Raw genomic sequence first — 26,542 nt, 5'->3', positions numbered from 1 at the left:
CCGGTACGAGGAACGCACCAGCGGGCCCGACATCACACCGGAGTAGCCGATCTGCTCGGCCTCCTCCTTCAGCTCCACGAACTCGTGCGGCTTCACCCACCGCTCCACCGGGTGGTGGCGCACCGAGGGACGCAGATACTGCGTGATCGTGATCAGCTCGCAACCCGCGTCGTGCATCTGCCGCAGGGCGTCGGAGACCTCCGCCCGCTCCTCGCCCAGGCCGAGGATCAGATTCGACTTGGTGACCAGACCCGCCTCACGGGCCCGGGTCAGCACCTCCAGGGACCGGTCGTAACGGAAACCGGGGCGGATCCGCTTGAAGACCCTCGGCACGGTCTCGACATTGTGCGCGAACACCTCGGGCCGCGAGGCGAAGACCTCGGCCAGCAGCTCCGGCACGGCGTTGAAGTCCGGCGCCAGCAGCTCCACCTTCGTCCGGCCGTCCGCGCGCTCCGCGGTCTGCCGGTGGATCTCCCGGACCGTCTCCGCGTACAGCCAGGCGCCGCCGTCGGGCAGGTCGTCCCGGGCGACACCGGTGATCGTGGCGTAGTTCAGGTCCATCGTGACCACGGACTCGCCGACCCGCCTGGGCTCGTCCCGGTCCAGCGCCTCCGGCTTGCCGGTGTCGATCTGGCAGAAGTCGCAGCGCCTGGTGCACTGGTCGCCACCGATGAGGAACGTCGCCTCCCGGTCCTCCCAGCACTCGAAGATATTGGGACAGCCCGCCTCCTGGCACACCGTATGCAGATCCTCGCGCTTCACGAGGTTCTGCATCTTGGTGTACTCGGGGCCCATCTTCGCCCGGGTCTTGATCCACTCGGGCTTGCGCTCGATGGGGGTCTGGCTGTTCCTGACCTCCAGGCGCAGCATCTTGCGTCCGTCGGGTGCGACAGCGGACACGTGGCGCCCCTTTCTGCTATCGCGGCATTCGATTCTGCGGCGCACACCAGGGTACGCCCGTGTTTCCTACGGCCCTCAGTCGAGCCAACCCCGTCACGCGGAGGTGAATTCCCCCGAACGGCCCGTGACCCCCGGCGCGCCCGGGGTCCGGCCCTCCCGGGCTCCGCTCAGGGCGCCGCCCCCACCGCCCGCGGCGCCGGTGCCGCCTGCTCCAGCACCAGCCGCAGCTGCCGCTCCACCACCGGCAGCACCTCGGCGATCGTGATCTCCCGGCCCAGCTCGTTCGCGAGCGACGCGACCCCGGCGTCCCGGATCCCGCACGGCACGATCCGGTCGAACCAGGTGTTGTCCGGATTCACATTGAGGGCGAAACCGTGCATCGAGACGCCCTTCGCGATCCGGATCCCGATCGCCGCCAGCTTGCGGTCCTCCCGCCGCTGGCCCGCGTTGGAGGGGGCGTACTCCGGCCCGTTCAGCCGGGGGTCGAACTCCGGGTCCTGGATCCTGGGGTCGAAGTCGAGATCGAGCCCGCCGAGCGACGGCCGGGACTCCACCGGGTCGCCCAGCACCCACACCCCGCTGCGGCCCTCGACCCGGCTGGTCGCCAGCCCGAACTCGGCGCACGCGCCGATCAGGGCCTCTTCCAGCCTGCGGACGTGCGCCACCACGTCCACCGGACGCGGCAGCTTCAGGATCGGATACCCCACCAGCTGCCCCGGACCGTGCCAGGTGATCTTGCCGCCCCGGTCTACGTCGACGACGGGCGTGCCGTCCAGCGGCCGCTCGCTCTCCTCGGTCCTGCGCCCGGCCGTGTAGACCGGCGGATGCTCCAGCAGCAGACAGGTGTCGGGGACCTCGTCGGCGAACCGCGCCGCGTGCGTCTCCCGCTGCCTCTGCCATGCCTCCCGGTACTCCACGGCGTCCTCGCCGAAGCCCAGCCGGACGAACCGCAGCTCACCCACGGCACTGCCTCCTTACGAACCCTCACGTCGCGCCGTCGCGCCCGCCGCGCCCCCGCCAGGGTACGGCCGGGGCGCCCGGCACCGGCCGGATGTCCTCCGGTCAGCGCACCCCCCATCCTCACACGTTCGGATGAAGCTCGGACGAAGCCGGTGGGCCGCTCCTGAGGGGCGGCTAAATTCGCGCCGTTCCATGAGGGCTGCGACCGGCCCGGAAGGCAGGAGACCAGACGGCTGATGACGGAACGACCCCCGCAGCGCACCCCCAACCGCCAGCTCGCCGCACTCATCGCCGAAGCCGGGTTCTCCAATGCGGGCCTCGCCCGCAGGGTGGACCAGCTCGGCCTGGAGCACGGTCTCGACCTGCGCTACGACAAGACGTCCGTGACCCGCTGGCTCCGCGGCCAGCAGCCCCGCGGCACCACGCCCGCACTCATCGCCGAGGTCTTCACCCGGCGCCTCGGCAGACGGCTCTCCGCACAGGACCTCGGACTCGACGCCTGTGCGCCCGTCTACGCCGGTCTCGAGTTCGCCGCCACCCCGGAGGAGGCCGTCGAGATCGTCGGCGGGCTCTGGCGGAAGGACTCCGGCAGCCATGCCGAACTCCGCAAGATCGCCTTCACCCCGGCCGGGCTCGTGGTGCCCAGCCGGGACTGGCTGATCGGCCGCGCCGACGAACGCGTCGCCCGCGGCGACCCCTCCGAGTCCCGGCCCGCCGCCCCCGGACCGGGCGGGCCGCTGCTCGGCGGGCCCCGGGTCCCCGTCCAGGGCGGCGCCGGTGTCCCCCGCCAGCGCTCCGCCGACCGCTCCGCCGAACGGGGACCGGGCCAGCGGGTCTCCGGCGGGGACATCGCCGCCCTCCGCTCGGTCGGCGAACTCTTCCGCACCATCGACAACGCCTACGGCGGCGGCCACGCCCGCCAGGCCCTCGTCCGCTATCTGGAGCACGAGGCCGAGCCGATGCTCCGCGGTACGTACGGGGAGGCCACCGGGCGGCGGCTGTTCGGCGCGGTCGCCGACCTGACCCGGCTGGCCGGCTGGACCTCGTACGACATCGCGGCCCACGGCCTCGCCCAGCGCTACTTCGTCCAGGCGCTGCGGCTGGCCCAGGCCGCCGGGGACCGGGCCTACGGCTCGTACGTCCTGGTCACCATGAGCCGCCAGGCGGTCTATCTGGGCCACGGCCGGGAAGCCGTCCAGCTCACCCGGGTCGCCCAGCAGGGCGTTGGCCCCACCGCGCCCGCCGCCGTACAGGGCCTGCTGCACGCCGTCGAGGCCCGCGGCCACGGAGTCCTCGGCGACGCCCGCGCCTGTACGGCGTCCCTGGTCCGGGCCGAACGGGCGCTGGACTCCGCCCGGCCCGGGGACGAGGTGCCGCCCTGGGCGCGATTCTTCGACGAGGCACAGCTCGCCGACGAGTTCGCGCACTGCTACCGCGACCTCCAGCAGTACCGCCCGGCGATCCAGTACGCCGAACGGTCCCTCCAGCTCAGGCCGCACCAGCTGGCCCGCAGCAGGCTCTTCTGCCGGGTCGTCCTCGCCACCGCCCGGCTGGGCCTGGGCGAACTGGACCAGGCGTGCGCGCTGGGCGCCGAGGCCGCCCTCCAGGCGTCCGAGATGCGTTCCGTACGCGCCCTGGAGTACGTCCGCGACTTCGAACGGCGCCTCGACCCGTACCGGGAGGCGGCGGCCGTCCGGGGCTACCGGGAGCGGGTCGCCGCGATGGGGTAGGCGGGAGCCGGAAGCCGTGCGCCCGCGCCCCGGGTGGTTCGCCACCGGGGCGCGGGGAGCCGTGAGCCGTACGCGGCCGGCGCCGGGGCGCGAGGAGGCGTACGCGATCGGCGCCGGGCCCACCGGGCCGGCGGCACCCGGCCGGCGGCCCTACGCCGCCAGCGGCAGATCCGGGTCGTCGGCGTCGGGCAGTCCGAAGTCCCGCAGAACCGCGCCGGCGGCCCGGCGGCCCGACCGCAGGGCGCCCTGGACCGTACTCGTGTCCCGGTGGTCCCCGCAGACGTACAGCCCCGACAGCACCCGCACCCGGCGGCGCGGATCGTGCGGGGCGGGCATCGCGGGCGCCGCGTCCGGTGTGTGGTGCACCGCCAGCAGCTCCCAGTCGTCCGTCGGTACGCCGTAGACCCGGGCCAGCTGCGCCCGTACGGCACCGTCAAGACCCGGCGGGGGAGTACCGAGCACCGTCGAGGTGATCAGGGCCCGCCCGGCCGGGGCCCGGTCCGGGTCGACGGCGCTCATCACGGCGGTGTGCGCCACCGGGCCCGACCGGTCCGCGTCGAGTACCAGCGCCGCGCCCGTCGGGGGCGCCACCGGCGCGGTGTGGTGCACCACCGTCACCGGATGGAACTCCGGCACCCGCAGCCCCGGCAGCAGCTCGGCCGCCTCCCGGGCGCCCGTCGCCAGTACCAGCGCGCGGCACGACAGCTCCCCGTACTGCTCCGTACAGACCCGGTTGATCGACGCGTCCTTGACCCGGACCCCCGGCAGAATCGTCCCCGGCGGCAGCGCCGCGGCCAGCAGCTCCGGCACCGCCGAAGCCCCGCCGCCCGGCACACAGACCCGGCCCCGGGCGAAACCGCGGAGCGCGAGATCGGCCGAGCGGCTCGACGTCGTCAGCTCCGGATCGCACAGCAGCGCCGACAGCAGCGGCCGCAGAAAGCCTTCCACGGTCCGCGCGGGCAGACCGCGTACGGCCAGCGCCTCCGCCGCCGACCGCTCCGGACGGGCCGCCAGCCGCGCCGTCGACGTGCCCGCGAGACGGGCCAGCGAGGCGCCGAGCCGGGCCTCGTCCAGCGGCCGGGGGGCGCTCGCCAGGGCGCGCGCCATGGTCAGTGCTCCCCCCACGCCCCTGCGGGTGGCCGCGCCGTGCGGAGTGCGCCCGCCGCCGCCCGACGGGTCGGCGGAGGTACGGGGGTACGGCACCCCGCCCGGAGCCGTACCCCGGCGGCGTACCACCTCGCCCGTACGGTGCAGCCTGCCGTCGCCGTGGACCAGCACCCCCGGGGCGAACGGGCGGAGCGCCAGGGCCCCGAGGGCGGGGACACGGTGCAGCTCCCGGTAGGAGGTGTTCAGAAGACGGCCGACGCGATCGAGCCGGAACCCGTCCGACTCGTCCGTCACCATCCGGCCGCCCGGCCGGTCCGCGGCCTCCAGGACGGAGACCCCGACACCCGCGCCGGTGAGCGCGAGCGCGGCCGATAGCCCGGCGACACCGGCTCCGACGACGATGACGTCCGCATGGTCCGCGTGGTGTGCGGTGCTGATGAGCACGTGCCCCTCCCCGAGGTCGGCAACGGCTGGTGGGAGGGTCTGCTCCCACAGAGTCATGCCCTCAACGGGCCCGGCGGATACCGGGGTCCGGGACGAGGTTAGGAGGGGTGGCCGAGTCCCGCCGCGCGCGTACGACGGGGCACGGGGGCGTACGGGGCGCATGCGGGCGCCTCCCGCGAGGCCGCGCGGGATCTCTTCGGCGGGTTCGCCGCCTTCCTCCGGTGGCCGGGCCCCTGCCCGGCGCCCTGGTGTCGCCGGCGGTCTGCGGACCCCTGCGGCTTGTCGCGCGGTTCCGCCCCCTGTGCCTTCGGCAATGGGGTGGGGATCCCCAGCGCCCCGGCCCTCCGGGCGAGGGCCACGCCACCCGCCCAGCCGGGCGGGCGTTGTCGGGCGACCGCGCGCCGCCTGTGGCCGTTCGCGCAGTTCCCCCGCGCCCCTGAATGCCCTCCCCATCCCAGCCCCTGAAAAGGGGCATCCGGCCTCGGGAGGAGGGGCGCCTCTCTACCAGGGCGGTGAGAAGGGCAACCAGGGGCGCGGGGAACTGCGCGACAAGCCCACGACCGCGCGCGGTCGCCCGACAACATGCTCGCCCCGCCGGGCGGATGGCGCGGGCCCTCACCCGGAGGGCCAAGGCGCTGGGGATCCCCCCATCGCCGAAGGCACAGGGGGCGGAACCGCGCGAACAGGCACGGACGGGCCGCAGGCGCGGTCGATACAGCGGCCCGGCAGGGCGGAGCACGCGGAGGGCGGGCGGGACGGGCCCGAGCGCCGGATCGGCCACGGACACGGTGGCCGGAAATGGCCCTCCGGGCCCACGGCGCGCGAGAGGGCCGGGTGGCCCGACCGGATGGTCAGGCCGCGGTGATCGCCGCGTCGATCGACGGGAACGCGAACCGGAAGCCCGACTCCAGCAGCGCCTTCGGGACCGCCCGCGTGCTCGCGAGGACGTCCGACGCCATGTCGCCGAGCGCCAGTCGGAGCGCGGGGCGCGGCACCGTGAGAAGGGTCGGGCGCTTCAGGACCCGGCCCATGGCCGCGGTGATCTCGCGGTTGGTGAGGGGCTCGGGCGCCGCGCAGTTCACCGGGCCCGACAGCGACGGGGTGTCGAGGATGTGCCGCAGGGCCGCCACCTCGTCGTGGAGGGCGATGAAGCTCCAGTACTGGCGGCCGTCGCCGAGCCGCCCCCCGAGCCCGGCTTTGAAGAGGGGGAACATCCGCCCCCACGCGCCGCCGCCGCGCGCCACCACGAGCCCGGTCCTGGCGAACGCGGTCCGGATCCCGGCGTCCCGCGCGGGGGCCGCCGCGGCTTCCCACTCCACGCACACCCCGGGCAGGAAGCCCTCGCCCGGCGGGGCGCTCTCGTCCACCGCGCGGCCACCGGTGTCGCCGTAGTAGCCGACGGCGCTGCCGCACAGCAGGACCCGCGGCGGGGTGTCGAGGGACGCGACGGCCTCGGCGAGCGTCGCGTTGCCCAGGACCCGGCTGTCCCGGATCTCCTTCCGGTACGCCGCCGTCCACCGGTGGTCGCCGACGCCCGCGCCGGCCAGGTTGACCACCGCGTCACAGCCCACCAGGCCGGCCGTGTCGATCCGGCGGCGGCCCGGATCCCAGGAGACTTCGTCCCCGGCCCGCGCGGGGTGCCGGACCAGCCGCAGGACGTCGTGGCCGTCGGTGCGCAGGGAGTGGACGAGTGCTGTGCCGATGAGTCCGGTGGAGCCGGAGACCGCGATCCTCATAAAATCCATCCTGCCCTGTGACGGGGTGTGAAACAGTGACCCGCATGGCCGAACTTCGTGCACCCGGCATGTACCACGTCCGTCCCGCCCGGACCGAGGACGGGGACGCCCTCGGCCGGATCGACCGGGATACCTGGTCCACCCTGCACGCCGTGGCGCCGGAGCCGACGCCGCCGTACGCCCCGTTCTACGACGCCACCCATCTGCCGGAGCACTTCCTGGTCGCGGTGGAGGACGGGACCGGCGAGCCGCTGGGCTACATCCGGCTGGTACCGCCCACCCCGCTGCCCTGCAACCGGCACGTCCGCCAGATCCAGGGGCTCGCCGTCGCGGAGCGGGCCCGGGGGCGCGGGGTCGCCAGGGCGCTGCTGCGCGCCGCGTACGACGCGGCCCGGAGCCAGGGCGCCGTACGGATCACCCTGCGCGTCCTCGGCCACAACGAGCCCGCCCGCGCCCTGTACGCGTCGGAGGGCTTCGCGGTGGAGGGGGTCCTGCCGGGGGAGTTCCACATCGGCGGGGCGTATGTGGACGACGTTCTGATGGGCCGCGGCCTCGACTGACCCACCGGTCGGCCTCGACCTCGTACGGCGGTCCGCTCACTCGGCTCCGAACCGCTCCCACAGCCGGGGGAAGCGGCGGGCCAGATCCGAGTCGTCGTCGAAGTCGAACGGTGTGCCGACCGGCTCCGCGGACTGCGGCGGAATCCCCAGCTCCGGGGCGACGGCGCCGGTGAGCTGCTCGTACGCCTCGTCCGCCGCGTAGCCGATCTCCTCGCCTTCCCCGTCGACCGACGGGTCGAAGTCGTCCAGCAGCTCCGCCAGCGCGTCGGGGTCGTGCAGCGCGCCCTCGAAGACCTCCCGGCCCTGGGCGATCAGCCAGCACCGGAAGTAGTCGAAGACATCGTCGCTCGCACCGTCGAGGAGAACGGCCGCCGCGCCCCACAGATCCCAGGTGTACGCGCGGTTGTACCGGGCCTCGAAGTGGCGGGCGAAGTCGAGTACGGAGTCGGGGTCGAGCCGGAGCAGCCGCTCCACGAGCAGATCGGCATGGTCGTCGGGGTCGCCGTCCGCCGCCTCCCGGGTGCTGTCGACGATTTCCCAGAACTCCGTCTCGTCCATCACGCGTCCAGCATCGTGCGTCCCGGCGGGACGCGCACCCGGAACCGCCGGAGCCACCGCTTCCGGGGCGTCCGCGGAACCGGATGGCCCAGCCGGACAGAGGATGTCGGGTATTCGTGGCACGTTCGATCCCATGACGACGAGTACGACGAGTACGACGAATGTGACGACTGCCATGAGCGCGACGAGTGCGCCGAAATCGAATGGGCCTCTGGCGGACCGGATCGCCCTGGTCGCGGGCGCCACCCGGGGCGCGGGCCGGGCCCTGGCCGTCGCCCTGGGGGCCGGGGGCGCGACCGTCTACGTCACCGGCCGGACCACCCGCGACCGGGTCAGCGAGATGGGCCGGACGACCGAGACCATCGAGGAGACCGCCGAGCTGGTGACGGCGGCGGGCGGGACCGGGATCGCGGTACCCACCGACCATCTGGAGGTCGAGCAGGTCCGGAGCCTGGTGGCGCGGATCGACGCCGAGCACGGCCGGCTGGACGTCCTCGTCAACGACGTCTGGGGCGGCAACAGCTATATCGACTTCGCCACCCCGATGTGGGAGATCGATCTCGACCGGGGCCTGCGCATGATCGATCTGGGGGTACGGACCCACATCATCACCAGCGGCGTCGCCCTGCCGCTGCTGGTGCGGCGGCCGGGCGGGCTGGTCGTCGAGGTCACCGACGGCACCGCCAGGACCAACCGGGACTACCGCGAGCACTTCTACTACGACCTGGCGAAGAACGGACCCATCCGGATGGCGTTCAACCTCGGCGAGGAGCTGAAGGAGGTCGGCTGTTCGGCCGTCGCCGTCACCCCGGGCTTCCTCCGCTCCGAGGAGATGCTGGACCACTTCGGGCTGACCGAGGAGAACTGGCGCGACGGGATCCCGGGGCCGGAGCGGGAGCACTGGAGGCTCTCCGAGTCGCCCGTCTACCTGGCCCGGGGCGTGGCCGCGCTCGCCGCCGACCCGGACCGGGCGCGGTTCAACGGGCAGTCCCTCGACAGCGGGGAGCTGGCCCGTGAGTACGGCGTCACGGACGCCGACGGCAGCCGCCCGGACATCTGGGGGTACATCCTGGCCGAGAAGGCGGGGGAGAAGCCGGAGCTCGCCGACTACCGCTGAGCCGGGCCGGGGGTCCGGTGGCGGGCGGTCAGCCGTACAGCGCCGCCATCCGGGCCGCCGTACCGGCGAACTCCGCGCGCAGCCCGGCGGGCGCCAGTACCTCGGCCTCCGCGCCCAGGGCCAGCAGTTGGGCGCGGGCCACCTCCTCGGACTCCACGGGCAGGGCGACCGTGATCCGGCCCTCGGGGTCCGGCGGCTCCGCGACCGCCAGCGCCTCCCGGGCGGCGACGCGGTCCGTGACGTACGGCAGCCGTCGCGCGCCCGCCTCCGTGAGCCGCAGCACCACCTCGGAGCGGAGCAGGGAGCGGGCGAACTGGGCCGCCCGCTCCTCCCAGAAGGCGGGCAGGTCGAAACCGGGGTCGCGGTCGAAGACGCCTTCTTCGGCGGCGGGGTGCCCCGGGGGCGGCGGCGTACCGATACCGCCGTCCGCCGCCGGGACGGGCTTCGCGGCGGTGAACCGGTCGATCCGGTAGACCCGGAAGGCGCCGGGGGCGTACGGCCCGCTTCCCGGACCCTCCTCCGGGGTGCCCGGGCCGTCCGGCGTACCGGATCCGCCGGGGGCGCCGGGTCCGCCGGGCTCCTCTTCCGCCACCCGGGCGCACAGATACCAGACGCCCGCCTTCAGAACCAGTCCGTACGGCTCCAGCAGCCGCTCCACCCGCTCCCCGCGCCGGTTGGTGTAGACCGCCGTCAGCCGCCGGTCGCGCCAGACCGCGTCGGCGATCTCGGCCAGCAGCGGCGGGGTCTCCGGCTCCTGGTACCAGCCGGGCGCGTCGAGGTGGAAGCGCTGCGCGGCCGTCCGGGGCGCGTCGCTCAGGGACGGCAGCAGCGCCGCGGAGACCTTCAGCCGGGCGGCGGACGCCGCGTCCTCCAGCCCCATCTCGCGCAGCGCGCCCGGCAGACCGGAGAGGAAGAGCGCCTCCGCCTCGTCCCGGCCCAGCCCGGTGAGCCGGGTGCGGTAGCCGCCGATCAGCCGGTATCCGCCCGCCCGGCCCCGGTCGGCGTAGACCGGTACCCCGGCCTCCGAGAGAGCGAGCGCGTCACGGGTGACGGTCCGCTCGGAGACCTCCAGCTCACGGGCGAGTTCGGCCCCCGTCATGGAGGGCCTCGCCTGGAGCAGCAGCACCATTTTGATCAGCCGGGCAGCACGCATCCCCCCATGATGCCGGGCCGGGTCACTCCGCCGGGGCCAGCGGCTCCTGGAGTTCGGTCACCCACAGCTCGCGGTCCTCGGGGCACTCCAGGGTGACCTCGCGGGCGTATCCGGCCGACCGGTGGCCGTGCGCGTCGATCCAGCGCGCGAGGGCCTGGCCGGTGCCCAGGACGTTGTCCATCGGGCCCCGGTGGACGATCGTCGCCGCCCGCTCCAGCGCCGGGAGCACCACGACCGCGACATCCGGGCCCGGCCGGGAGCCCGGCGCCAGTGTCACCGCCGCGTGGACCACGACCGGGCCGTCGCCCGCCGCCGGATCGAGGTCGCCGAAGGACGCGGGCGGGTCTTCGTAGTAGGCGATGCCCGGCCCCGGCGGACGGACGCCCGCCGCCGCGAGCCGCCCGAACAACTCGTCGTACAGCGGACCGATCACCGGGCCGATGTGCTCGGGGGCGAGGGTACGGGCCGTGGCCGTCAGCTCCGCGACCCGGACCGCGGGCACGCTCTTCACCACCACGTCGTCGACCGGCATCCGGCCCTCGTTCTCGATCGACCGCAGCCGGGCCTCGACGCCGGTGAGCCGCCCGGCCGCCGCCGTCATCGCCGCCTCCAGCTCGGCCCGGCGGAGCATCAGCATTCCGCGCAGCTCGTCGGTTCCCACCCGGTCGGCCACGATCCGCCGTACCTGGTCGAGGGTGAAGCCGAGGTCCTTGAGGGCGACGATCCGGTTGAGCACGGCGAGCTGGGCCGCCGCGTAGTGGCGGTAGCCGGTCCTGGGGTCGGTGTGCTCCGGGCGCAGCAGCCCGATGGCGTCGTAGTGGCGCAGCATCCGGGCGGAGACCCGGCCGTGCCGGGCGAAGTCCCCGATGGTGAACATCCGACAACTCTCCGGTGGGTACGGGACGGGTGGCCGCGACTGCGACTGCGACTGCGACTGCGACCGCGACCGGATCCGGGGCGGGAGGCGCGGGGCCGCGGGGTTCCAGGATGCCCGGTGCCGGTTCCGGAGACGACATCACCCCCGGGCGGTGGTGCGTACCGCCCGGGGGTGATCTTCGGGAACGTCAGAGCCCGTAACGCTCCCGGGCTTCCTTCACGGCCGAGGCCGGAACCTCGCCGCGCCGCGCGAGCTGCGCCAGCGCCGCGACGGTGATCGAGGGCGCGTCGACACCGAAGTGGCGGCGGGCCGCCTCGCGGGTGTCGGAGAGACCGAAGCCGTCGGTGCCGAGGGACGACCAGTCCTGCTCGACCCACTGGCTGATCTGGTCCGGTACCTGCCGCATCCAGTCGCTGACCGCGATCACCGGACCCGGCGCGCCGGCCAGTGCCCGGCGGACGTACGGAGTCCGCTCCTCGCCGCGCAGCAGCGCCTCGTCCGCCGCCAGGGCGTCCCGGCGCAGCTCGCCCCAGGAGGTCGCCGACCAGACGTCGGCCGTGACGCCCCACTCCTCGGCGAGCATCCGCTGGGCCTCCAGGGTCCAGTGGATCGCCGTACCGGACGCCAGCAGCTGGAGCCGGGGGGAGTCCGGCCGCGGGGCCGTGCCCTCCTTGAAGCGGTACAGGCCCTTGAGGATGCCCTCCTCGACGCCCTCCGGCATCGCGGGCTGCGGCTTGGGCTCGTTGTAGACCGTCAGGTAGTAGAAGACGTCCTCGGCGTCCGGGCCGTACATCCGGCGCAGACCGTCCTTGACGATCACGGCGATCTCATAGGCGAACGCCGGGTCGTAGTTGAGGGACGCCGGGTTGGTGGACGCGATCAGATGCGAGTGGCCGTCCGCGTGCTGGAGGCCCTCGCCGGTGAGGGTCGTCCGGCCCGCGGTGGCGCCGACGATGAAGCCCTTGCCGAGCTGGTCGGCGAGCTGCCACATCTGGTCGCCGGTCCGCTGCCAGCCGAACATCGAGTAGAAGATGTAGAACGGGATCATCGGCTCGCCGTGCGTCGCGTACGACGTCGCGGCGGCGATGAAGTCCGCCATGGCCCCGGCCTCGGTGATCCCCTCGTTGAGGATCTGGCCGTCGGTGGCCTCCTTGTAGTACATCAGCTGGTCGCGGTCGACCGGCTCGTACGTCTGGCCCAGCGGCGAGTAGATCCCGGCGGACGGGAAGAGCGACTCCATACCGAAGGTACGGGCCTCGTCGGGGACGATCGGCACCCAGCGGCGGCCGGTCTCCTTGTCCCGCATCAGGTCCTTCACCAGCCGGACGAAGGCCATCGTGGTGGCCATCTCCTGGCTGCCGGAGCCCTTCTGGAGGGCCTTGAAGCCGCGCTCCTCCGGCTCCGGGAGCACCACCTGGTGCACCCGGCGGGCCGGGGCCGGGCCGCCGAGGGCCGCCCGCCGCTCCTGGAGGTAGCGGACCTCGGGGGAGTCGGCGCCCGGGTGGCCGTAGGGCACCACGCCGTCGGCGAAGGCGCTGTCCGGGATCGGCAGCCCCAGCAGCTCCCGCATGTCCTTGAACTCGTCGACCGAGAGCTTCTTCATCTGGTGGTTCGCGTTCTTCGACGCGAAGCCCTTGCCGAGGGTGTGACCCTTCACGGTCTGCGCCAGGATCACCGTCGGCGCGCCCTTGTGGGCGAGGGCCGCGCGGTAGGCCGCGTACACCTTGCGGGCCTCGTGGCCGCCGCGGGAGGTGTAGAAGCACTCGGCGATCTTGGCGTCGGTGAGCACCTTCGCCAGCTCGACGAGAGCGGGCTCGGAGCCGAAGAAGTGCTCGCGGATGTAGGCGATGTCACGGGTGGCGTACGTCTGGAACTGCGCGTCCGGCACCTCCCGCAGCCGCCGGACCAGGGCACCGGTGGTGTCGAGGGCGAACAGCTCGTCCCAGGCGTTGCCCCAGAGCGTCTTGACGACATTCCAGCCGGCCCCGCGGAACTGGGCCTCCAGCTCCTGGACGATCTTGAAGTTGGCGCGGACCGGGCCGTCGAGACGCTGCAGATTGCAGTTGATCACGAAGGTCAGGTTGTCCAGCTGCTCACGGGCCGCCAGGGCGAGCGCGGCGGTCGACTCGGGCTCGTCCATCTCGCCGTCGCCGAGGAAGGCCCAGACGTGGGAGTTGGCGGTGTCCTTGATCGACCGGTTGCGCAGATAGCGGTTGAACCGCGCCTGGTAGATCGCCGAGAGGGGGCCCAGGCCCATGGAGACCGTGGGGAACTCCCAGAGCCAGGGGAGCCGCCGGGGATGCGGGTACGACGGCAGACCGGCGCCGCCCGCCTCCTGGCGGAAGTTGTCGAGGTGGGCCTCGGTGAGCCGGCCGTCGAGGAAGGCGCGGGCGTAGATACCGGGCGAGGCGTGGCCCTGGATGTAGAGCTGGTCGCCGCTGCCGTCGCCCTCCTTGCCGCGGAAGAAGTGGTTGAAGCCGGTCTCGTAGAGCCAGGCCGCGGAGGCGAAGGTGGCGATATGGCCGCCGACGCCGAGCTTGGAGCCGCGGGTGACCATGGCCGCCGCGTTCCAGCGGTTCCAGCCGGCGATCCGGGACTCCAGCTCCTCGTCGCCGTCGAAACCGGGCTCGGCGGAGGTGGGGATGGTGTTGACGTAGTCCGTCTCCAGCAGCCGGGGCACGGGCACACCGGCCCGCTCGGCGTGCTGCAGGGTGCGGCGCATCAGGTACGCGGCGCGGTGCGGGCCCGCGTGCTGGGCGACGGCATCGAGGGACGCCGCCCATTCGGCGGTCTCCTCGGCGTCACGATCCGGGAGCTGGTCCAGCTCGCTCGGAAGCTTGCCTACGGGGTCGGCCATGATCGCCGCCTTCCGGACTGGGAGGGGGGTGGAGAAGGTGGAGGCAGGTGGTACCGGGTCGTACGTCGTGCCTTTTGGGGGGTGCCTTGTCTGGCAGGACAGGGCGGGTGGGGTCGGTGTGCCCCGAGAGACTGTAAGCCGCTGATCGATGATCGATCAAAGTGCTCGGAGGTAAAACTTCTCCGGAGGGCGAAATTGGCATTCCGTGCCATGAAAGAGGGCACGCGGTGCCGGTGACCTGGGACTTTACGTGACGGTTACATTACGGAGCGGTGCGAGACGGGAGCCCCGGGCGGTGATGTCGGCCACGGTCGGCCCCCTCACCCGGCGGGGGCCTCGCCCCCGCCCGGGGCGACGCGGCGATAATGGCGGGCACCCCCACCTGTCGTCCGGTCCCCCTCGGGAGCTGTTTATGACCCCGCCCGTCGTCCACTCGCTGCGGGAACAGATCCGCGAGCACATCGTGGAGGGGATCGTCAGCGGGCGCTGGAAGCCCGGTGAGCGGATCGTCGAACGCGGTATCGCCACCGAGCTCCAGGTCTCCCAGACGCCCGTCCGCGAAGCCCTGCGGGAGCTGGAGAGCCTCCGCCTGATCGAATCGGCGCCGAACAAGGGTGTACGCGTACGGAATCTCACCGCCGCCGACCTCGAAGAGATCTACCCCGTCCGCGCGGGCCTGGAACAGATCGCCGCCGAACTGGCCGCCGACCGGCTGGCCCGCGACTGCTCGGCGCTCACCCCGCACGTCGCCGCGCTCTACGACGCCGACCGCGAGGGCGACTCCGCCGGACAGGTCCGGCACACCGTCGCCTTCCACCGCGCGCTCGTCCGCGCGGCCGGCAACGCGGTACTGCTCCACACCTGGGAAGGGCTCGGGATCGAGGTCTTCACGACCCTGTCCATCCGCTGGCTCGGCACGGTCCAGCAGTCGTACGCGGAGGAACACGACGCGCTCGTCGCCGCGTTCCAGCGGCGCGACCCGGAGATCGGCGCGCTCGTCAAATCCCACGTCCTGGGCTGCGCGCCCCGCGCGTAACGCTCGCGCTGTGCGGGGGCGGTGACGCGGGCCGCGCATCTCGTGCTCCTGGCCCGGAGCGCCCTCTGCCCTGCCGGGCCGGTGCATCACTCGCGCCTGCGGACCGGTGGTGGGTTGTTCGCGCAGTTCCCCGCGCCCCTGACCCCCTCCCCGGCACCGCCCCTCGGGAAGGGAGACGCTCCTCCGGGTAGGGGGGTAGTGCCTCCTCCGGAGGAGTTTCGACCGCGCGCCGTCGGTGGCTGTTCGCGCAGTTCCCCGCGCCCCTAAAAGCTCTCCCCGGCACCGGCTTTGAAAAGGGCCCCGCCCTCGGTATGAGGGGCCGACTCTTCCCAAGGGCGGTCAGGAGGGCAACCAGGGGCGCGGGGAACTGCGCGACCAGCCAGCGACGGGCCGCAGGCGCCGGACAACGGCACCGCCCATGGCGAGAGGGCTCAGGGGCTCCCGCCCCGGGGCGTGAGGGCCCCGTGGAAAGCGCGAGCGCGCCCCCGCTCAGGCCCGCGGGGGCGCGCTCGTCGTCGGGGCGGAAACGCCCGGAGGGCTACAGGCCGAGCTCGACCTCGAACTCGCCCGCCTCCAGGATCGCCTTGACCGTCGTCAGGTACCGCGCCGCGTCCGCGCCGTCCACCAGGCGGTGGTCGTACGAGAGCGACAGGTACACCATGTCGCGGACGCCGATGACGGTGCCCTCGGCGGTCTCGATGACCGCCGGGCGCTTCACCGTGGCGCCGATGCCCAGGATGGCGGCCTGGGTCGGCGGCACGATGACCGTGTCGAAGAGCGCGCCGCGCGAACCGGTGTTGCTGATGGTGAAGGTCGCGCCCGCCAGGTCGTCGGGACGGATCTTGTTGGTGCGTACGGCACCGGCCAGCTCCGCCGTCTTCTTGGCGATCCCGGCCAGGTTGAGGTCACCGGCACCCTTGATGACCGGGGTCATCAGGCCCTTCTCGGAGTCGACGGCGATGCCGATGTTCTCCGAGTCGAAGTAGGTGATGGTGCCCTCGTCCTCGTTGATCCGGGCGTTGACGATCGGGTGGGCCTTCAGCGCCTGGGCCGCGGCCTTGACGAAGAACGGCATCGGGGAGAGCTTGACGCCCTCACGGGCGGCGAAGCCGTCCTTGGCCTGGTTGCGCAGCCGCATCAGCTTGGTGACGTCGACCTCGACGACCGTGGTGAGCTGGGCCTGGCTGTGCAGCGCCTTCATCATGTTGTCGCCGATGAGCTTGCGCATCCGGGTCATCTTGACCGTCTGGCCGCGCAGCGGGGAGACCTCCAGGGCGGGGGTCTTCTTCGCGGCGGGCGCGGCGGCCACCGGGGCGGCCGCGGGCGCGGGGGCGGCGGCGCGGGCGGCCTCGGCCGCCGCGACGACGTCCTGCTTGCGGATCCGGCCACCGACACCGGTGCCCTTGACCGAGCCGAGGTCCACACCGTTCTCGGCGGCGAGCTTACGGACCAGGGGGGTCACGTACGCGTCACCGGCCGGGACGGCCGCCGCCGGGGCGGCGGGCGTCGGCGCGGGGGTGGCCGGAGCCGGAGCCGCCACGGGGGCGGGCGCCGGGGCGGGAGCCTCCTGCACCGGCTGCGGAGCCGGAGCCGGAGCCGGTGCGGCAGGCGCGGCAGCGGGGGCCGGAGCCGGAGCCGGAGCCGGGGTCTCGGCGACCGGGGCGGGCGCCGGTGCGGCAGGCGCGGCAGCGGGGGCCGGAGCCGGAGCGGCACCCGGGGCGCCGATCACGGCCAGCTTGGCGCCGACCTCGGCCGTCTCGTCCTCGCCGACCACGATCTCCAGCAGGACACCGGCGACCGGGGCGGGGATCTCGGTGTCGACCTTGTCGGTGGACACCTCCAGCAGCGGCTCGTCCTCGTCGACGGAGTCGCCGACGGACTTCAGCCAGCGGGTGACGGTGCCCTCGGTGACGCTCTCGCCGAGCGCGGGGAGGACGACATCGGTACCGGACGCGCCACCGGCGGGCGCCGCGGCCGGAGCCTCGGCCTGGGCCGGCGCGGGCGCCGGGGCCTCGGCCTGCGCCGGAGCCGGGGCGGCCTCGGCGGCCGGGGCGGGGGTCTCGGCGGCGGGCGCGGGCGCGGCCTCGGCGGCGGGCGCCGGGGCGGCGGCCGGGGCACCCGTACCGTCGTCGATGATCGCCAGTTCGGCGCCGACCTCGACGGTCTCGTCCTCGGCGACCTTGATGGAGGCCAGTACGCCGGAGGCGGGCGCCGGGATCTCGGTGTCGACCTTGTCGGTGGACACCTCCAGCAACGGCTCGTCGGCCTCGACGTGCTCGCCCTCGGCCTTCAGCCAGCGGGTGACGGTGCCCTCGGTGACGCTCTCACCGAGCGCCGGAAGGGTTACGGAAACCGGCATGGTTTCTGTTGCTCCTAACAGTGGGTCTCCCCAGCTCCGGCGATGCGCGGGCGTGGGGAAGTGCGGAAGTGGTCGCGGCCCTAAGGCTCAGTCGTGGGCGTGCAGCGGCTTGCCGGCCAGCGCCAGGTGCGCCTCGCCCAGCGCCTCGTTCTGCGTCGGGTGGGCGTGGATGAGCTGCGCCACCTCGGCGGGCAGCGCCTCCCAGTTGTAGATCAGCTGAGCCTCGCCGATCTGCTCGCCCATCCGGTCGCCGACCATGTGCACGCCGACGACGGCACCGTCCTTGACCTGCACGAGCTTGATCTCGCCCTGCGTCTTGAGGATCTTGCTCTTGCCGTTGCCGCCCAGGTTGTACTTCAGGGCGACGACCTTGTCCGCACCGTAGATCTCCTTGGCCTTGGCCTCGGTGATGCCCACGGAGGCGACCTCGGGGTGGCAGTACGTCACCCGGGGCACACCGTCGTAGTCGATCGGGACGGTCGTCAGACCGGCCAGCCGCTCCGCCACCAGGATGCCCTCGCCGAAGCCGACGTGCGCGAGCTGGAGGGTCGGGACCAGGTCGCCGACCGCGGAGACGGTCGGCACGTTCGTCCGCATGTACTCGTCCACGAGGACATAGCCGCGGTCCATCGCGATGCCCTGCTCCTCGTAGCCCAGACCGGCGGAGACCGGGCCGCGGCCGACGGCTACCAGCAGCACCTCGGCCTCGAAGGTCTTCCCGTCGGCGAGGGTCACCCGGACGCCGTCCTGGGTGTACTCGGCCTTCTCGAAGAACGTGCCCAGGTTGAACTTGATGCCCCGCTTGCGGAAGGCCCGCTCCAGCAGCTTGGAGCTGTTCTCGTCCTCGACGGGAACGAGGTGCTTCATGCCCTCGATCACCGTCACCTCGGAACCGAAGGAGCGCCAGGCCGAGGCGAACTCCACGCCGATGACGCCGCCGCCGAGCACGATCGCCGACTGCGGGACGCGGTCCAGCTTCAGCGCGTGGTCCGAGGAGATGATCCGGTTGCCGTCGATCTCCAGGCCGGGCAGCGACTTCGGCACGGAACCGGTCGCCAGGAGGATGTGGCGGCCCTCGATCCGGCGTCCGTTGACATCGACCGAGGTGGGCGAGGAGAGCCGGCCCGCGCCCTCGATGACGGTGATCTTGCGGGAGGCGATCAGACCCTGGAGACCCTTGTACAGGCCCGAGATCACATCGTCCTTGTACTTGTGCACCGCGGCCACGTCGATGCCCTCGAACGTGGCGCGGACGCCGAACTGCTCCGACTCGCGCGCCTGGTCGGCGATCTCGCCGGCGTGCAGCAGCGCCTTGGTGGGAATGCAGCCGTAGTGCAGGCAGGTGCCGCCCAGCTTGTCCTTCTCGATCAGGGCGACGTCGAGACCCAGCTGCGCCCCGCGCAGGGCCGCGGCGTAACCACCGCTACCGCCGCCGAGGATCACTAGGTCGAAAACGGTGCTGGCGTCGTTCGCCACGTCACGTCCTCCATGCATGTGCGCCGGTCACCGGCTCCCCCCGTTCGCCGGGGCGACCGGCCTGTCGGCTGGTGTGCGGCCGATGTCTCGTCGGCCCTGTGGTGGGGGCCCTGTCCTGCCGAGAACCCATCTTCGCACTTGTTGCGGAAAGACGGGACGCGGGGCGGAGGTCTGACCGCGTCTGATCGATCACCCTCCGGGTTACCGGTGCGTAGAACATCCCGGCCCGTCCCTCTGATTCCGTTCCCGCCACCCGCCGGAACGGTTTCGTCCAGAGCGAACGGACGGTACGGGCTGCTCCGCCGGACGGGCCTCGCGGCCCCGGGCGGGAATGGCGGGTGGCCGGTCCGGACGAGCGCGGGCCGGCCCGATCCGGCGGTGGGGGCGACGCCGGGCGCGGAACGGGTACGGCCCCGGGCGCGGGCCCGGGGCCGTACGACGTGCTCCGGACGGACCGGTGCGGATTCGGCTCAGCCGAGGTCGCCCTCGCCCATCCGCTCCGCCAGCCGGACCAGGGTGCGTACCGAGGAACCGGTGCCGCCCTTCGGCGTGTAGCCGTACGGCGCGCCCTCGTGGAACGCCGGACCCGCGATGTCCAGGTGGGCCCAGGTGATGCCCTCGCCGACGAACTCCTGGAGGAAGAGGCCCGCGACCAGACCGCTGCCCATCCGCTCGCCCATGTTGGCGATATCGGCGGTCGGCGAGTCCATGCCCTTGCGCAGCTCGGCCGGGAGCGGCATCGGCCACGACTGCTCGCCGACCTCCTCGGCGGTCTCGTGGACGGCGGTACGGAACGCGTCGTCGTTGGCCATCACACCGAAGGTGCGGTTGCCGAGCGCCAGCACCATCGCCCCGGTCAGCGTCGCCACGTCGACGATCGCGTCCGGCTTCTCCTCCGACGCCTTCCACAGCGCGTCCCCGAGCACCAGCCGGCCCTCGGCGTCCGTGTTCAGCACCTCGACGGTCTTGCCGCTGTACATCCGCAGCACGTCACCGGGGCGGGTCGCGGTACCCGACGGCATGTTCTCCGCCAGCGCCAGCCAGCCGGTGACATTCACCGGCAGACCGAGCCGGGCCGCCGCGACGACCGCCGCGAACACGGCGGCGGCACCGCTCATGTCGCACTTCATCGTCTCGTTGTGCCCGGCGGGCTTGAGGGAGATACCGCCCGAGTCGTACGTGATGCCCTTGCCGACCAGCGCCAGGTGCTTGGCGTTCTTGCCGTGCGTGTAGCTGAGCTTCACCAGCCGCGGCGGGTTGGCCGAGCCCTGACCGACGCCCAGGATCCCGCCGAAGCCGCCCTTGACCAGCGCCTTCTCGTCCAGGATCTGGACCTTGATGCCATGCTCCTTGCCCGCGGCGCTCGCCACCGCCGCGAACGCCTCGGGAGTGAGGTCGTTCGGCGGGGTGTTGATCAGGTCACGGGCCCGGTTGATCTCCTCGGCCAGCGCCACGGCGCGCTCGGCCACGGCCTTGTACGCCTTGTCGCGCGGCTTGGCGCCGAGCAGGGCGACCTCGCCGAGCGGGGCCTTGGCGCCGCCCTTCGCGGAGTCGCCGCCCTGGTAGGCGGTGAAGGCGTACGCGCCGAGCAGCGCGCCCTCGGCGACCGCGGCAGCGTCCTCCGGGGAGCCGATCGGCAGGGCGAACGCGGCCTTCTTCGCACCGGTCAGGGTGCGGGCGGCGGTCCCGGCGGCCCGGCGCAGGGCCTCGGCGCCGTACGCCCCGCCCTTCTCCGGCGCGGCACCGAGGCCGACGGCCAGGACGACGGGGGCCTTCAGTCCGGCGGGGGACGGGAGCTTGATCGCCTCGCCCTCGGCGCCCGAGGCGCCGAGGGTGTCCAGGACGGAGGCGAGCTTCCCGTCGAACGCCGTGTCCACGGCCTCGGCGCCCGGCGCGATCACCGGGCCCTTGGCGCCCTTGGCGACCCCGACGACCACTGCGTCGGCGCGCAGCGTCGCTGCGCCGGCAGTGCTGAGAGTGAGTGCAGTCACGGTGCTGATGTCTCGCTTCCGTTAGTTCCAGGGCCGATGAGGGCCACGCGACGGCGGCGGGACGGCAGGCGTCCCGTGCGGACAGAGCCTACGCGCGCCGACGCCCATCCCTCACGGCACCTGCGCGTTACCCCTCGCCCACCGCGTGGCGGACGCCCCCGCCACCGCTCGACGGGCCGCCGCCCCAAGGGAGTTGCTCCTTTGTGCCGAGCCGCCGCTTTTCCCGAGCCGGGGGCTATCACTCGCGCCCTCCGCCCCGCCGGGCCGGTGTTGTCGGGCGACCGCGCGCCGTCGTGGCTGGCTTGTCGCGCAGTTCCCCGCGCCCCTGTGCCTTCGGCGATGGGGGGACCCCAGCGCCTTGGCCCTCCGGGTGAGGTCCACGCCGTTCGCCCTGCCGGGCGGGTGTTGCCGGGCGACCGCGCGCCGCCGTGGGCTTGTCGCGCAGTTCCCCGCGCCCCTCAATGCTCTCCCCGGCGCCGCCCCCGAAAGGGGCCTGCCCCTTTTGGGAGTGGGCTTCCTTCACGAGAGCGGTCAGGGGGCGGCCAGGGGCGCGGGGAACTGCGCGAGAAGCTACGGACGGCGTGCGGTCGAGACTCCTCTGCGGGAAGCACTACCGCCTGCCCGGAGGGCGACCCGTTACGAGGCGCGGCTCGGGCAAGGTGGCCAGGGGCGCGGGGAACTGCGCGAGAAGCCACGGACGGCGTGCGGTCGAGACTCCTCCGCGGGAAGCACTACCGCCTGCCCGGAGGGCGACCCGTTACGAGGCGCGGCTCGGGCAAGGTGGCCAGGGGCGCGGGGAACTGCGCGAGAAACCACGGACGGCGTGCGGTCGAGACTCCTCCGGAGGAAGCGGCGCTCCAGGGGACCCCGCCCCCGGGGCGGAGGTCACACCGTGAGGACGAGCAGGAGCAGCGTCGCCGTCGTCGCTGTTTCCGCGAGCGCCCCGAAGACGTCCCCCGTCACCCCGCCGAACCGCCGCCCGCAGTGCCGGAGCAGCAGTTCCGCCGCCGCGAGGCCGCCGAGCGCCGCGACGGCGTACCGTACGGCGTCTTCGGGACCCGTCGCCGCGCCCCCGGCCGCGCAGAGAGCGGCGGTCAGGACGACCGCCGCCACCGCGAGGCGCCCCGGCACCGCGCCCGCGACCGCCGCCCCCAGGCCCTCGGGGCGGGCCGCGGGCACCCCGGTCCGGGACGCCGCCGTGAGGGCCAGCCGGGCGGTGACGGCCGCGAGGACCGTGCCCCCGGCGCCGTACTCCCAGCCGTGTCCGTAGAGCCGGGCCACCGCCGCGATCTGCGCGAGCAGCACGAAGAGCAGGGTGATCACCCCGAACGGCCCGATGTCCGACCGCTTCATGACGCCCAGCGCCTCCGCCGCGGGCTTGGCGCTGCCCAGCCCGTCGGCGGTGTCGGCGAGCCCGTCGAGGTGCAGCCCACGGGTGAGGACGGCCGGTACGGCGACGGAGGCCACCGCCGCGATCCCCGCACCCGCCCCCGCTGCCCACAGCGCGCCGCCCGCGCCCGCCGCCGCGAGCCCCACGACGAGCCCGGCGACCGGGGCGCACAGCATGCCCGCCCGGGCGGCGGCCCGGTCCCAGCGCGTCAGCCGTACGGGCAGCACGGTCAGGGTGCCGAAGGCGAACCGCAGACCGGTACCGGCTCCGGCGCGCGCGGCGGCGGGGGAGGGATCGTTCACCGGCGAAGGGTAGCCCACGGTCTAGATTGCCCCTATATCGGGATAGGCAGGGTGAAACGGGAGAGGTCGGAGAAGCCTTTATGGGGCAGTGGTTCCACGACAACATCACCGAACCGGGCAAGCTGCCGATGCTGCTCGCCCTGACGGCCTTCGTCCTGACCTTTCTGCTGACCCGGACCGTGACCCGGCTGATCCGCGCGGGCCGGGGCCCGTTCCGGAACGTCACCCCCGGCGGGGTCCATATCCACCATGTCGTCCCGGGGGTGATCCTCACCGTGATCGGCGGCTTCGGCGCGGTCGGCAGCGGCCGGCACGGCTGGTCCGCCGCCGTGTTCGCGGCCGTCTTCGGGATCGGCGCCGGGCTGGTTTTGGACGAGTTCGCCCTCATCGTCCATCTCGCGGACGTCTACTGGACCGAGGAGGGCCGCCGCAGCGTCGAGGTCGTCGTCCTGGCGTCGGCGCTGGCCATGCTGGTCATCGCGGGCTTCTCACCGCTGGGCGTGGACTCGCTCAGCACCGACGAACGGCAGGACCGGGCCACCGTCATCTCCACCGTGGTGCTCAATCTGCTGCTGGTGGTGATCGTCCTGGCCAAGGGGAAGCCGAGGATGGCCCTGATCGGGGTGCTGATCCCGTTCGTCGCGCTCTTCGGAGCGGTCCGGCTGGCCCGGCCGGGTTCGCCGTGGGCGCGGCGGTTCTACGGCGGGCGGCACCGGGCCCGGGCCCGGGCCGCGTTGCGCTCGTACCGCCACGACCGCCGGTGGGACGGGCCCCGGCGGCGGTTCCAGAACCTGATCGGCGGCGCCCCGGATGCCTCGGGCTCCCGGGGCGATACGCGGGACTGACGCCGCCGGTACGTCAGCCCTCGTGGCTCTCCGAATCCGACTCCGGCTCCGATTCGGCCTCGGCCTCGCCTTCGGGCTCGGGCTCCGGGCGCTCCGGCAGCTCGGCCAGCAGCGCCGCCGCGGCCTGGACGAGCGGAAGGGCGAGCAGCGCCCCGGTGCCCTCCCCGACGGAGACACCCTGCTCCAGCAGCGGATTGAGCGCCATCCGGTCCAGTGCCTTCGGCTGGCCCGGCTCGTCCGTGAGCTGACCCGCCAGCCACCAGTCCGGCGCGCGGAACGCCGCCCGCTGCCCGACCAGCGCGCACGCGGCGGAGACGACCCCGTCGAGGACGACCGGCGTACGGCGCACCGCGCACTGCAACAGGAACCCCGTGATCGCCGCGAGGTCGGCACCGCCCACCGCCCCCAGCAGATCCACCTGGTCGCCCAGGACCGGGCGGGCCCGGCGCAGCCCGTCCCGGATCGCCGCGCACTTCCGCATCCACGCCAGATCGTCGATACCCGCACCGCCGCGGCCCGTCACCACGGACGCGTCCGTACCGCAGAGCGCCGCGATCAGCACGGCGGCGGGCGTCGTCCCGCCGACACTGAGATCGCCCAGTACGACCAGATCCGTCCCGGAGTCGGCCTCCTCGTCGGCGATCGCCATGCCCAGCCGGATCGCGGCGTCCGTCTCCTCCGGCGTCAGCGCGTCCTCGACATCGATCCGGCCGCTGCCCCGGCGGACCCGGTGCCGGACGACGTCCTCCGGCAACAGCGCCGGATCGCAGTCCAGACCCGCGTCCACGACCCGGACCGGTACGCCCTTCGCCCGGGCCACCACCGCGACCGGACTCGTCCCCGCCAGCACGTCCTCGACCAGTCGGTACGCCTCCCCGGCCGCCCGCCCGGAGACCCCGAGCCCGGCGACGCCGTGGTCCCCGGCGAACAACACCACCTTCGGCCGCTCGATCGGCCGCGGCGGTACGACCCCCTGCGCGGCGATCAGCCACTCACCCAGCTCGTCCAGGCGCCCCAGGGCCTTGGGGGCGAGCGGGAGACGGGCGCGGCGGTCCTCGGCGGACTGGCGCAAGGCGCCGTCGGAGCGGCCGATCAGATCGGAGAAGTCATCGAGATTCACCCTGCTCATTCGCCGAACAGTACCGGGGCGCCTCCCGCTGCGGGATCCCGCGCCTCACACCGTGTGCGGTGCCGCCGATCGTCCGGCGCGGCCCGTCCGCGGCTGGTCGCGCAGTTCTCCGCGCCCCTGGTTGCCCTCCCGGCCGCTCTCGGAAAGAGGCAGGCCCCTCTTCGACGTGGCCGGGTCCCTTTTCAGGTCCGATGCCGGGGAGAGCACTGAGGGGCGCGGGGAACTGCGCGACCAGCCCACGACGGCGCGCGGTCGCCCGACGACACCCGCCCGGCCCGGGGGGACGGCGCGGGCCTCACCCGGAGGGCCAAGGCGCTGAGGGTCCCCGGCGCCGAAGGGCCCAGGGGTGCGGGCCATCGGCACGGGCGCCGCGAACCCGCTCGGGCCGCCGGGCGCGGCGCGGCACGGGGCCGGTCTCCAGGGCAGGCGGTGCGGCGCGGTGGCTTCAGCGCAGGGGGTGCGGTTGGCCCGCGACCACCAGGAGGACGTGTTCGCACTCCGCCGCCACCCCCGCGTTCACGCGTCCCAGTTCGTCCCGGAACCGGCGGCCCGACGCCGTCGCGGGGACGACGCCCGAGCCGGCCTCGTTGGTGACCGCGACGACCATGCGCCGGGTCTCCCTGATGGCCCGGACCAGTTCGGCGACCCGGGCGCGGAGCGCGTCCGCGCCGCCCGCCGCCCAGGTCGCGTCGTCCCACGCGCCGACGCGGTCCATCGCGTCGGTGAGCCAGAGCGACAGGCAGTCGATCAGCAGCGGCGGCCCGGGTTCGGCGAGCAGCGGTACGAGGTCGCAGGTCTCCTCGGTGCGCCAGGAGCCGGGGCGCCGGTCGCGGTGGAGGCGGACGCGTTCGGCCCACTCGGTGTCCTCGCCGCGCGTTCCGCCGGTGGCCACGTACACGACGTCGGGGAAGGCTTCGAGCCGACGTTCCGCCTCGACGGACTTGCCGGACCGGGCGCCCCCGGTGACGAGGGTGCGCCGGGGCACGTCCGGCACGGCGTGGTACTCGCCGACCAGCAGGGTCGACCCGTCGGGTACCGCCCGCGCGCCCGCCGCCGCGAGCCGCCGGTCGAGTTCGGGCCCGCCGGGCACGTCGTGGTCGAGGTGGACGGCGATCACATCGGTCGTCGGCCCGACGGCTCCGGCCGCCCGCAGCCGGGCGATCGCGTCCGGCCGCCCGACGACGTCGGCGGCCACCATGTCGTACGGCCCGCCGCCCTCGGCGAACCCGGCGGGCGCCCCGCCCGGCGGGAGGTAGAGCAGCCGGTCGCCCGCGGGCGAGGTGACCTCGTACCCCGTCCCCGGGTGGTCCATCGGCACGGCCCGTACCCGGTGCCCGCTGATCAGGGTCAGTACCCGCCCGTCCGGGACCCGCCCGGCGGCCGGAAGACCGGCCGGGAGGTCCACGGCGGGCCCGTCGTGCGGATGGGTCAGCAGTACCTGGCGTACGCCCGCCAGGGAGTGGCCCGCGCGGGCGGCGGCGAGCGCGGCACCCGGGGTGAGGTCGAGCAGCAGCGCCCCGTCGACGAGGAGCGCCGTCGCGGCCCTCGCCCGTGAGCCGCGGGCGAGGGCGCAGACCGCGCAGGGGCAGTCGGACCGGGGCAGTCCGGCGGGCGCGCCGGTGCCGAGCAGAGTCAGTTCCACGCCTTGATCCTCCCGCGTCCCCGGCCCTGTTGCGCGCCCGGCTACGCTGCGGGCAGGACGGAGATCACCTACAGCCCTCCGGAGGCGGACATGGCATGGACGTGGCGGTTCGAGAAGTCCGACGGTACGCAGGTCGCGCCCGCGGTGGAACCCGAGGAGTTCACCACTCAGGGGGACGCGGAGAGCTGGCTCGGGGAGAACTGGAAGGAACTGCGCGCGGGCGGCGCCGGACAGGTCTTCCTCTCGGAGGACAACACGGTGATCTACGGCCCGATGAGCCTGGACGCCCCGGAGTAGTCCGCGTGGCGCGCCGGTGCGCGGTGCGCCCGTGACGAGCGGGGGCGGGGGGGGGGCCCGGGCCCCCCCCCCCCCC

20 protein-coding genes are annotated in these 26,542 nt (G+C 73.8%); 6 read left to right on the top strand and 14 right to left on the bottom strand.

The genetic code is table 11. From position 1 onward, the window contains the following. Nucleotides 1–900 (bottom strand): lipoyl synthase (locus tag ABZ714_RS32695; RefSeq protein ID WP_358828991.1); only part of this gene is annotated, 900 nt, incomplete at its 3' end. A gap of 167 nt (nucleotides 901–1,067) precedes the next feature. Continuing rightward, nucleotides 1,068–1,862 carry a lipoyl(octanoyl) transferase LipB gene (lipB, locus tag ABZ714_RS32690; RefSeq protein WP_358828990.1) on the bottom strand — a complete coding sequence of 265 codons (795 nt, stop codon included), beginning with the start codon at nucleotides 1,860–1,862 and terminating at the stop codon, nucleotides 1,068–1,070. A 234-nt stretch (nucleotides 1,863–2,096) separates the two neighbouring features. On the opposite strand from lipB, the gene ABZ714_RS32685 reads away from it, so the two are divergent. After that, on the top strand, nucleotides 2,097–3,590 hold the full coding sequence (locus tag ABZ714_RS32685; RefSeq protein ID WP_358828989.1) for a regulator: 1,494 nt from the start codon (nucleotides 2,097–2,099) through the stop codon (nucleotides 3,588–3,590). Nucleotides 3,591–3,740: 150 nt separating this feature from the next. Here ABZ714_RS32685 and ABZ714_RS32680 read toward each other — a convergent pair whose 3' ends face one another. Together ABZ714_RS32680 and ABZ714_RS32675 are read right to left on the bottom strand one after the other, a co-directional pair. Then, a complete protein-coding gene (locus ABZ714_RS32680) occupies nucleotides 3,741–5,198 on the bottom strand; it encodes an NAD(P)/FAD-dependent oxidoreductase (RefSeq protein WP_358828988.1) in 1,458 nt (485 codons plus the stop codon). Between the two features lie 794 nt (nucleotides 5,199–5,992). Then, nucleotides 5,993–6,886, bottom strand: a complete 894-nt coding sequence (locus ABZ714_RS32675; protein WP_358828987.1) for a TIGR01777 family oxidoreductase — start codon at nucleotides 6,884–6,886, stop codon at nucleotides 5,993–5,995. Between the two features lie 35 nt (nucleotides 6,887–6,921). On the opposite strand from ABZ714_RS32675, the gene ABZ714_RS32670 reads away from it, so the two are divergent. Then, nucleotides 6,922–7,437 (top strand): GNAT family N-acetyltransferase, encoded by a 516-nt coding sequence (locus ABZ714_RS32670; RefSeq protein ID WP_358828986.1) that lies wholly within the window; start codon nucleotides 6,922–6,924, stop codon nucleotides 7,435–7,437. A 36-nt stretch (nucleotides 7,438–7,473) separates the two neighbouring features. Here the strand turns inward: ABZ714_RS32670 and ABZ714_RS32665 are convergent, their stop codons facing one another. Continuing rightward, nucleotides 7,474–7,995, bottom strand: coding sequence for a DUF4240 domain-containing protein (locus ABZ714_RS32665; RefSeq protein WP_358828993.1), 522 nt, complete (start codon nucleotides 7,993–7,995; stop codon nucleotides 7,474–7,476). 175 nt (nucleotides 7,996–8,170) lie between these two features. On the opposite strand from ABZ714_RS32665, the gene ABZ714_RS32660 reads away from it, so the two are divergent. After that, nucleotides 8,171–9,112, top strand: a complete 942-nt coding sequence (locus ABZ714_RS32660) for an SDR family oxidoreductase (RefSeq protein ID WP_358828992.1) — start codon at nucleotides 8,171–8,173, stop codon at nucleotides 9,110–9,112. A gap of 28 nt (nucleotides 9,113–9,140) precedes the next feature. Here the strand turns inward: ABZ714_RS32660 and ABZ714_RS32655 are convergent, their stop codons facing one another. The 3 genes from ABZ714_RS32655 to aceE form a co-directional block, all read right to left on the bottom strand. Then, the gene (locus ABZ714_RS32655; RefSeq protein ID WP_358828985.1) at nucleotides 9,141–10,265 is read right to left on the bottom strand and encodes a WYL domain-containing protein; all 1,125 of its coding nucleotides are present in this window, start codon (nucleotides 10,263–10,265) and stop codon (nucleotides 9,141–9,143) included. Between the two features lie 22 nt (nucleotides 10,266–10,287). Further along, the gene (locus tag ABZ714_RS32650) at nucleotides 10,288–11,142 is read right to left on the bottom strand and encodes a MerR family transcriptional regulator (RefSeq protein WP_358828984.1); all 855 of its coding nucleotides are present in this window, start codon (nucleotides 11,140–11,142) and stop codon (nucleotides 10,288–10,290) included. Between the two features lie 187 nt (nucleotides 11,143–11,329). After that, nucleotides 11,330–13,999 carry a pyruvate dehydrogenase (acetyl-transferring), homodimeric type gene (gene aceE, locus ABZ714_RS32645; protein WP_358828983.1) on the bottom strand — a complete coding sequence of 890 codons (2,670 nt, stop codon included), beginning with the start codon at nucleotides 13,997–13,999 and terminating at the stop codon, nucleotides 11,330–11,332. A 412-nt stretch (nucleotides 14,000–14,411) separates the two neighbouring features. On the opposite strand from aceE, the gene ABZ714_RS32640 reads away from it, so the two are divergent. Continuing rightward, a complete protein-coding gene (locus ABZ714_RS32640) occupies nucleotides 14,412–15,035 on the top strand; it encodes a GntR family transcriptional regulator (protein ID WP_358828982.1) in 624 nt (207 codons plus the stop codon). A gap of 538 nt (nucleotides 15,036–15,573) precedes the next feature. Here the strand turns inward: ABZ714_RS32640 and sucB are convergent. The 4 genes from sucB to ABZ714_RS32620 form a co-directional block, all read right to left on the bottom strand. Continuing rightward, a complete protein-coding gene (gene sucB, locus ABZ714_RS32635) occupies nucleotides 15,574–17,394 on the bottom strand; it encodes a 2-oxoglutarate dehydrogenase, E2 component, dihydrolipoamide succinyltransferase (protein ID WP_358828981.1) in 1,821 nt (606 codons plus the stop codon). 87 nt (nucleotides 17,395–17,481) lie between these two features. Beyond that, nucleotides 17,482–18,870, bottom strand: a complete 1,389-nt coding sequence (gene lpdA / locus ABZ714_RS32630; RefSeq protein ID WP_358828980.1) for a dihydrolipoyl dehydrogenase — start codon at nucleotides 18,868–18,870, stop codon at nucleotides 17,482–17,484. Nucleotides 18,871–19,340: 470 nt separating this feature from the next. Beyond that, a complete protein-coding gene (locus ABZ714_RS32625) occupies nucleotides 19,341–20,861 on the bottom strand; it encodes a leucyl aminopeptidase (RefSeq protein WP_358828979.1) in 1,521 nt (506 codons plus the stop codon). Between the two features lie 885 nt (nucleotides 20,862–21,746). Then, a complete protein-coding gene (locus ABZ714_RS32620; RefSeq protein WP_358828978.1) occupies nucleotides 21,747–22,553 on the bottom strand; it encodes an adenosylcobinamide-GDP ribazoletransferase in 807 nt (268 codons plus the stop codon). A gap of 80 nt (nucleotides 22,554–22,633) precedes the next feature. Here ABZ714_RS32620 and ABZ714_RS32615 point away from each other — a divergent pair, with 80 nt between their 5' ends. Next, nucleotides 22,634–23,398, top strand: coding sequence for a hypothetical protein (locus tag ABZ714_RS32615; RefSeq protein WP_358828977.1), 765 nt, complete (start codon nucleotides 22,634–22,636; stop codon nucleotides 23,396–23,398). Between the two features lie 13 nt (nucleotides 23,399–23,411). On the opposite strand, the gene ABZ714_RS32610 is transcribed toward ABZ714_RS32615, so the two are convergent. Together ABZ714_RS32610 and ABZ714_RS32605 are read right to left on the bottom strand one after the other, a co-directional pair. Then, complete coding sequence (locus ABZ714_RS32610; protein ID WP_358828976.1) at nucleotides 23,412–24,527, bottom strand: nicotinate-nucleotide--dimethylbenzimidazole phosphoribosyltransferase; 1,116 nt, start codon at nucleotides 24,525–24,527, stop codon at nucleotides 23,412–23,414. A gap of 445 nt (nucleotides 24,528–24,972) precedes the next feature. Then, a complete protein-coding gene (locus ABZ714_RS32605; RefSeq protein ID WP_358828975.1) occupies nucleotides 24,973–26,169 on the bottom strand; it encodes a bifunctional adenosylcobinamide kinase/adenosylcobinamide-phosphate guanylyltransferase in 1,197 nt (398 codons plus the stop codon). Between the two features lie 90 nt (nucleotides 26,170–26,259). Here ABZ714_RS32605 and ABZ714_RS32600 point away from each other — a divergent pair, with 90 nt between their 5' ends. After that, entirely contained in the window at nucleotides 26,260–26,466 is a 207-nt protein-coding gene (locus tag ABZ714_RS32600; RefSeq protein WP_358828974.1) for a hypothetical protein, read from the top strand. The last annotated feature ends 76 nt before the right edge of the window (nucleotides 26,467–26,542 follow it).

The organism is Streptomyces sp. NPDC006798 (genome assembly GCF_040635975.1).
Classification (GTDB): Bacteria; Actinomycetota; Actinomycetes; order Streptomycetales; family Streptomycetaceae; genus Streptomyces.
The sequence above is the reverse complement of the archived record's forward strand: the minus strand, read 5'-3'. Positions and strand labels throughout refer to the sequence as shown.

Bases quoted from the DNA above. Each gene is read 5' to 3' on its own strand.
- ABZ714_RS32675 (WP_358828987.1), bottom strand. From the start codon at position 6,886: ATGGATTTTATGAGGATCGCGGTCTCCGGCTCCACCGGACTCATCGGC.
- ABZ714_RS32670 (WP_358828986.1), top strand. From the start codon at position 6,922: ATGGCCGAACTTCGTGCACCCGGCATGTACCACGTCCGTCCCGCCCGG.
- ABZ714_RS32610 (WP_358828976.1), bottom strand. From the start codon at position 24,527: ATGAGCAGGGTGAATCTCGATGACTTCTCCGATCTGATCGGCCGCTCC.
- aceE (WP_358828983.1), bottom strand. From the start codon at position 13,999: ATGGCCGACCCCGTAGGCAAGCTTCCGAGCGAGCTGGACCAGCTCCCG.
- ABZ714_RS32640 (WP_358828982.1), top strand. From the start codon at position 14,412: ATGACCCCGCCCGTCGTCCACTCGCTGCGGGAACAGATCCGCGAGCAC.
- sucB (WP_358828981.1), bottom strand. From the start codon at position 17,394: ATGCCGGTTTCCGTAACCCTTCCGGCGCTCGGTGAGAGCGTCACCGAG.
- ABZ714_RS32685 (WP_358828989.1), top strand. From the start codon at position 2,097: ATGACGGAACGACCCCCGCAGCGCACCCCCAACCGCCAGCTCGCCGCA.
- ABZ714_RS32655 (WP_358828985.1), bottom strand. From the start codon at position 10,265: ATGCGTGCTGCCCGGCTGATCAAAATGGTGCTGCTGCTCCAGGCGAGG.
- ABZ714_RS32650 (WP_358828984.1), bottom strand. From the start codon at position 11,142: ATGTTCACCATCGGGGACTTCGCCCGGCACGGCCGGGTCTCCGCCCGG.
- ABZ714_RS32615 (WP_358828977.1), top strand. From the start codon at position 22,634: ATGGGGCAGTGGTTCCACGACAACATCACCGAACCGGGCAAGCTGCCG.
- ABZ714_RS32660 (WP_358828992.1), top strand. From the start codon at position 8,171: ATGAGCGCGACGAGTGCGCCGAAATCGAATGGGCCTCTGGCGGACCGG.
- ABZ714_RS32680 (WP_358828988.1), bottom strand. From the start codon at position 5,198: ATGACTCTGTGGGAGCAGACCCTCCCACCAGCCGTTGCCGACCTCGGG.
- ABZ714_RS32600 (WP_358828974.1), top strand. From the start codon at position 26,260: ATGGCATGGACGTGGCGGTTCGAGAAGTCCGACGGTACGCAGGTCGCG.
- ABZ714_RS32665 (WP_358828993.1), bottom strand. From the start codon at position 7,995: ATGGACGAGACGGAGTTCTGGGAAATCGTCGACAGCACCCGGGAGGCG.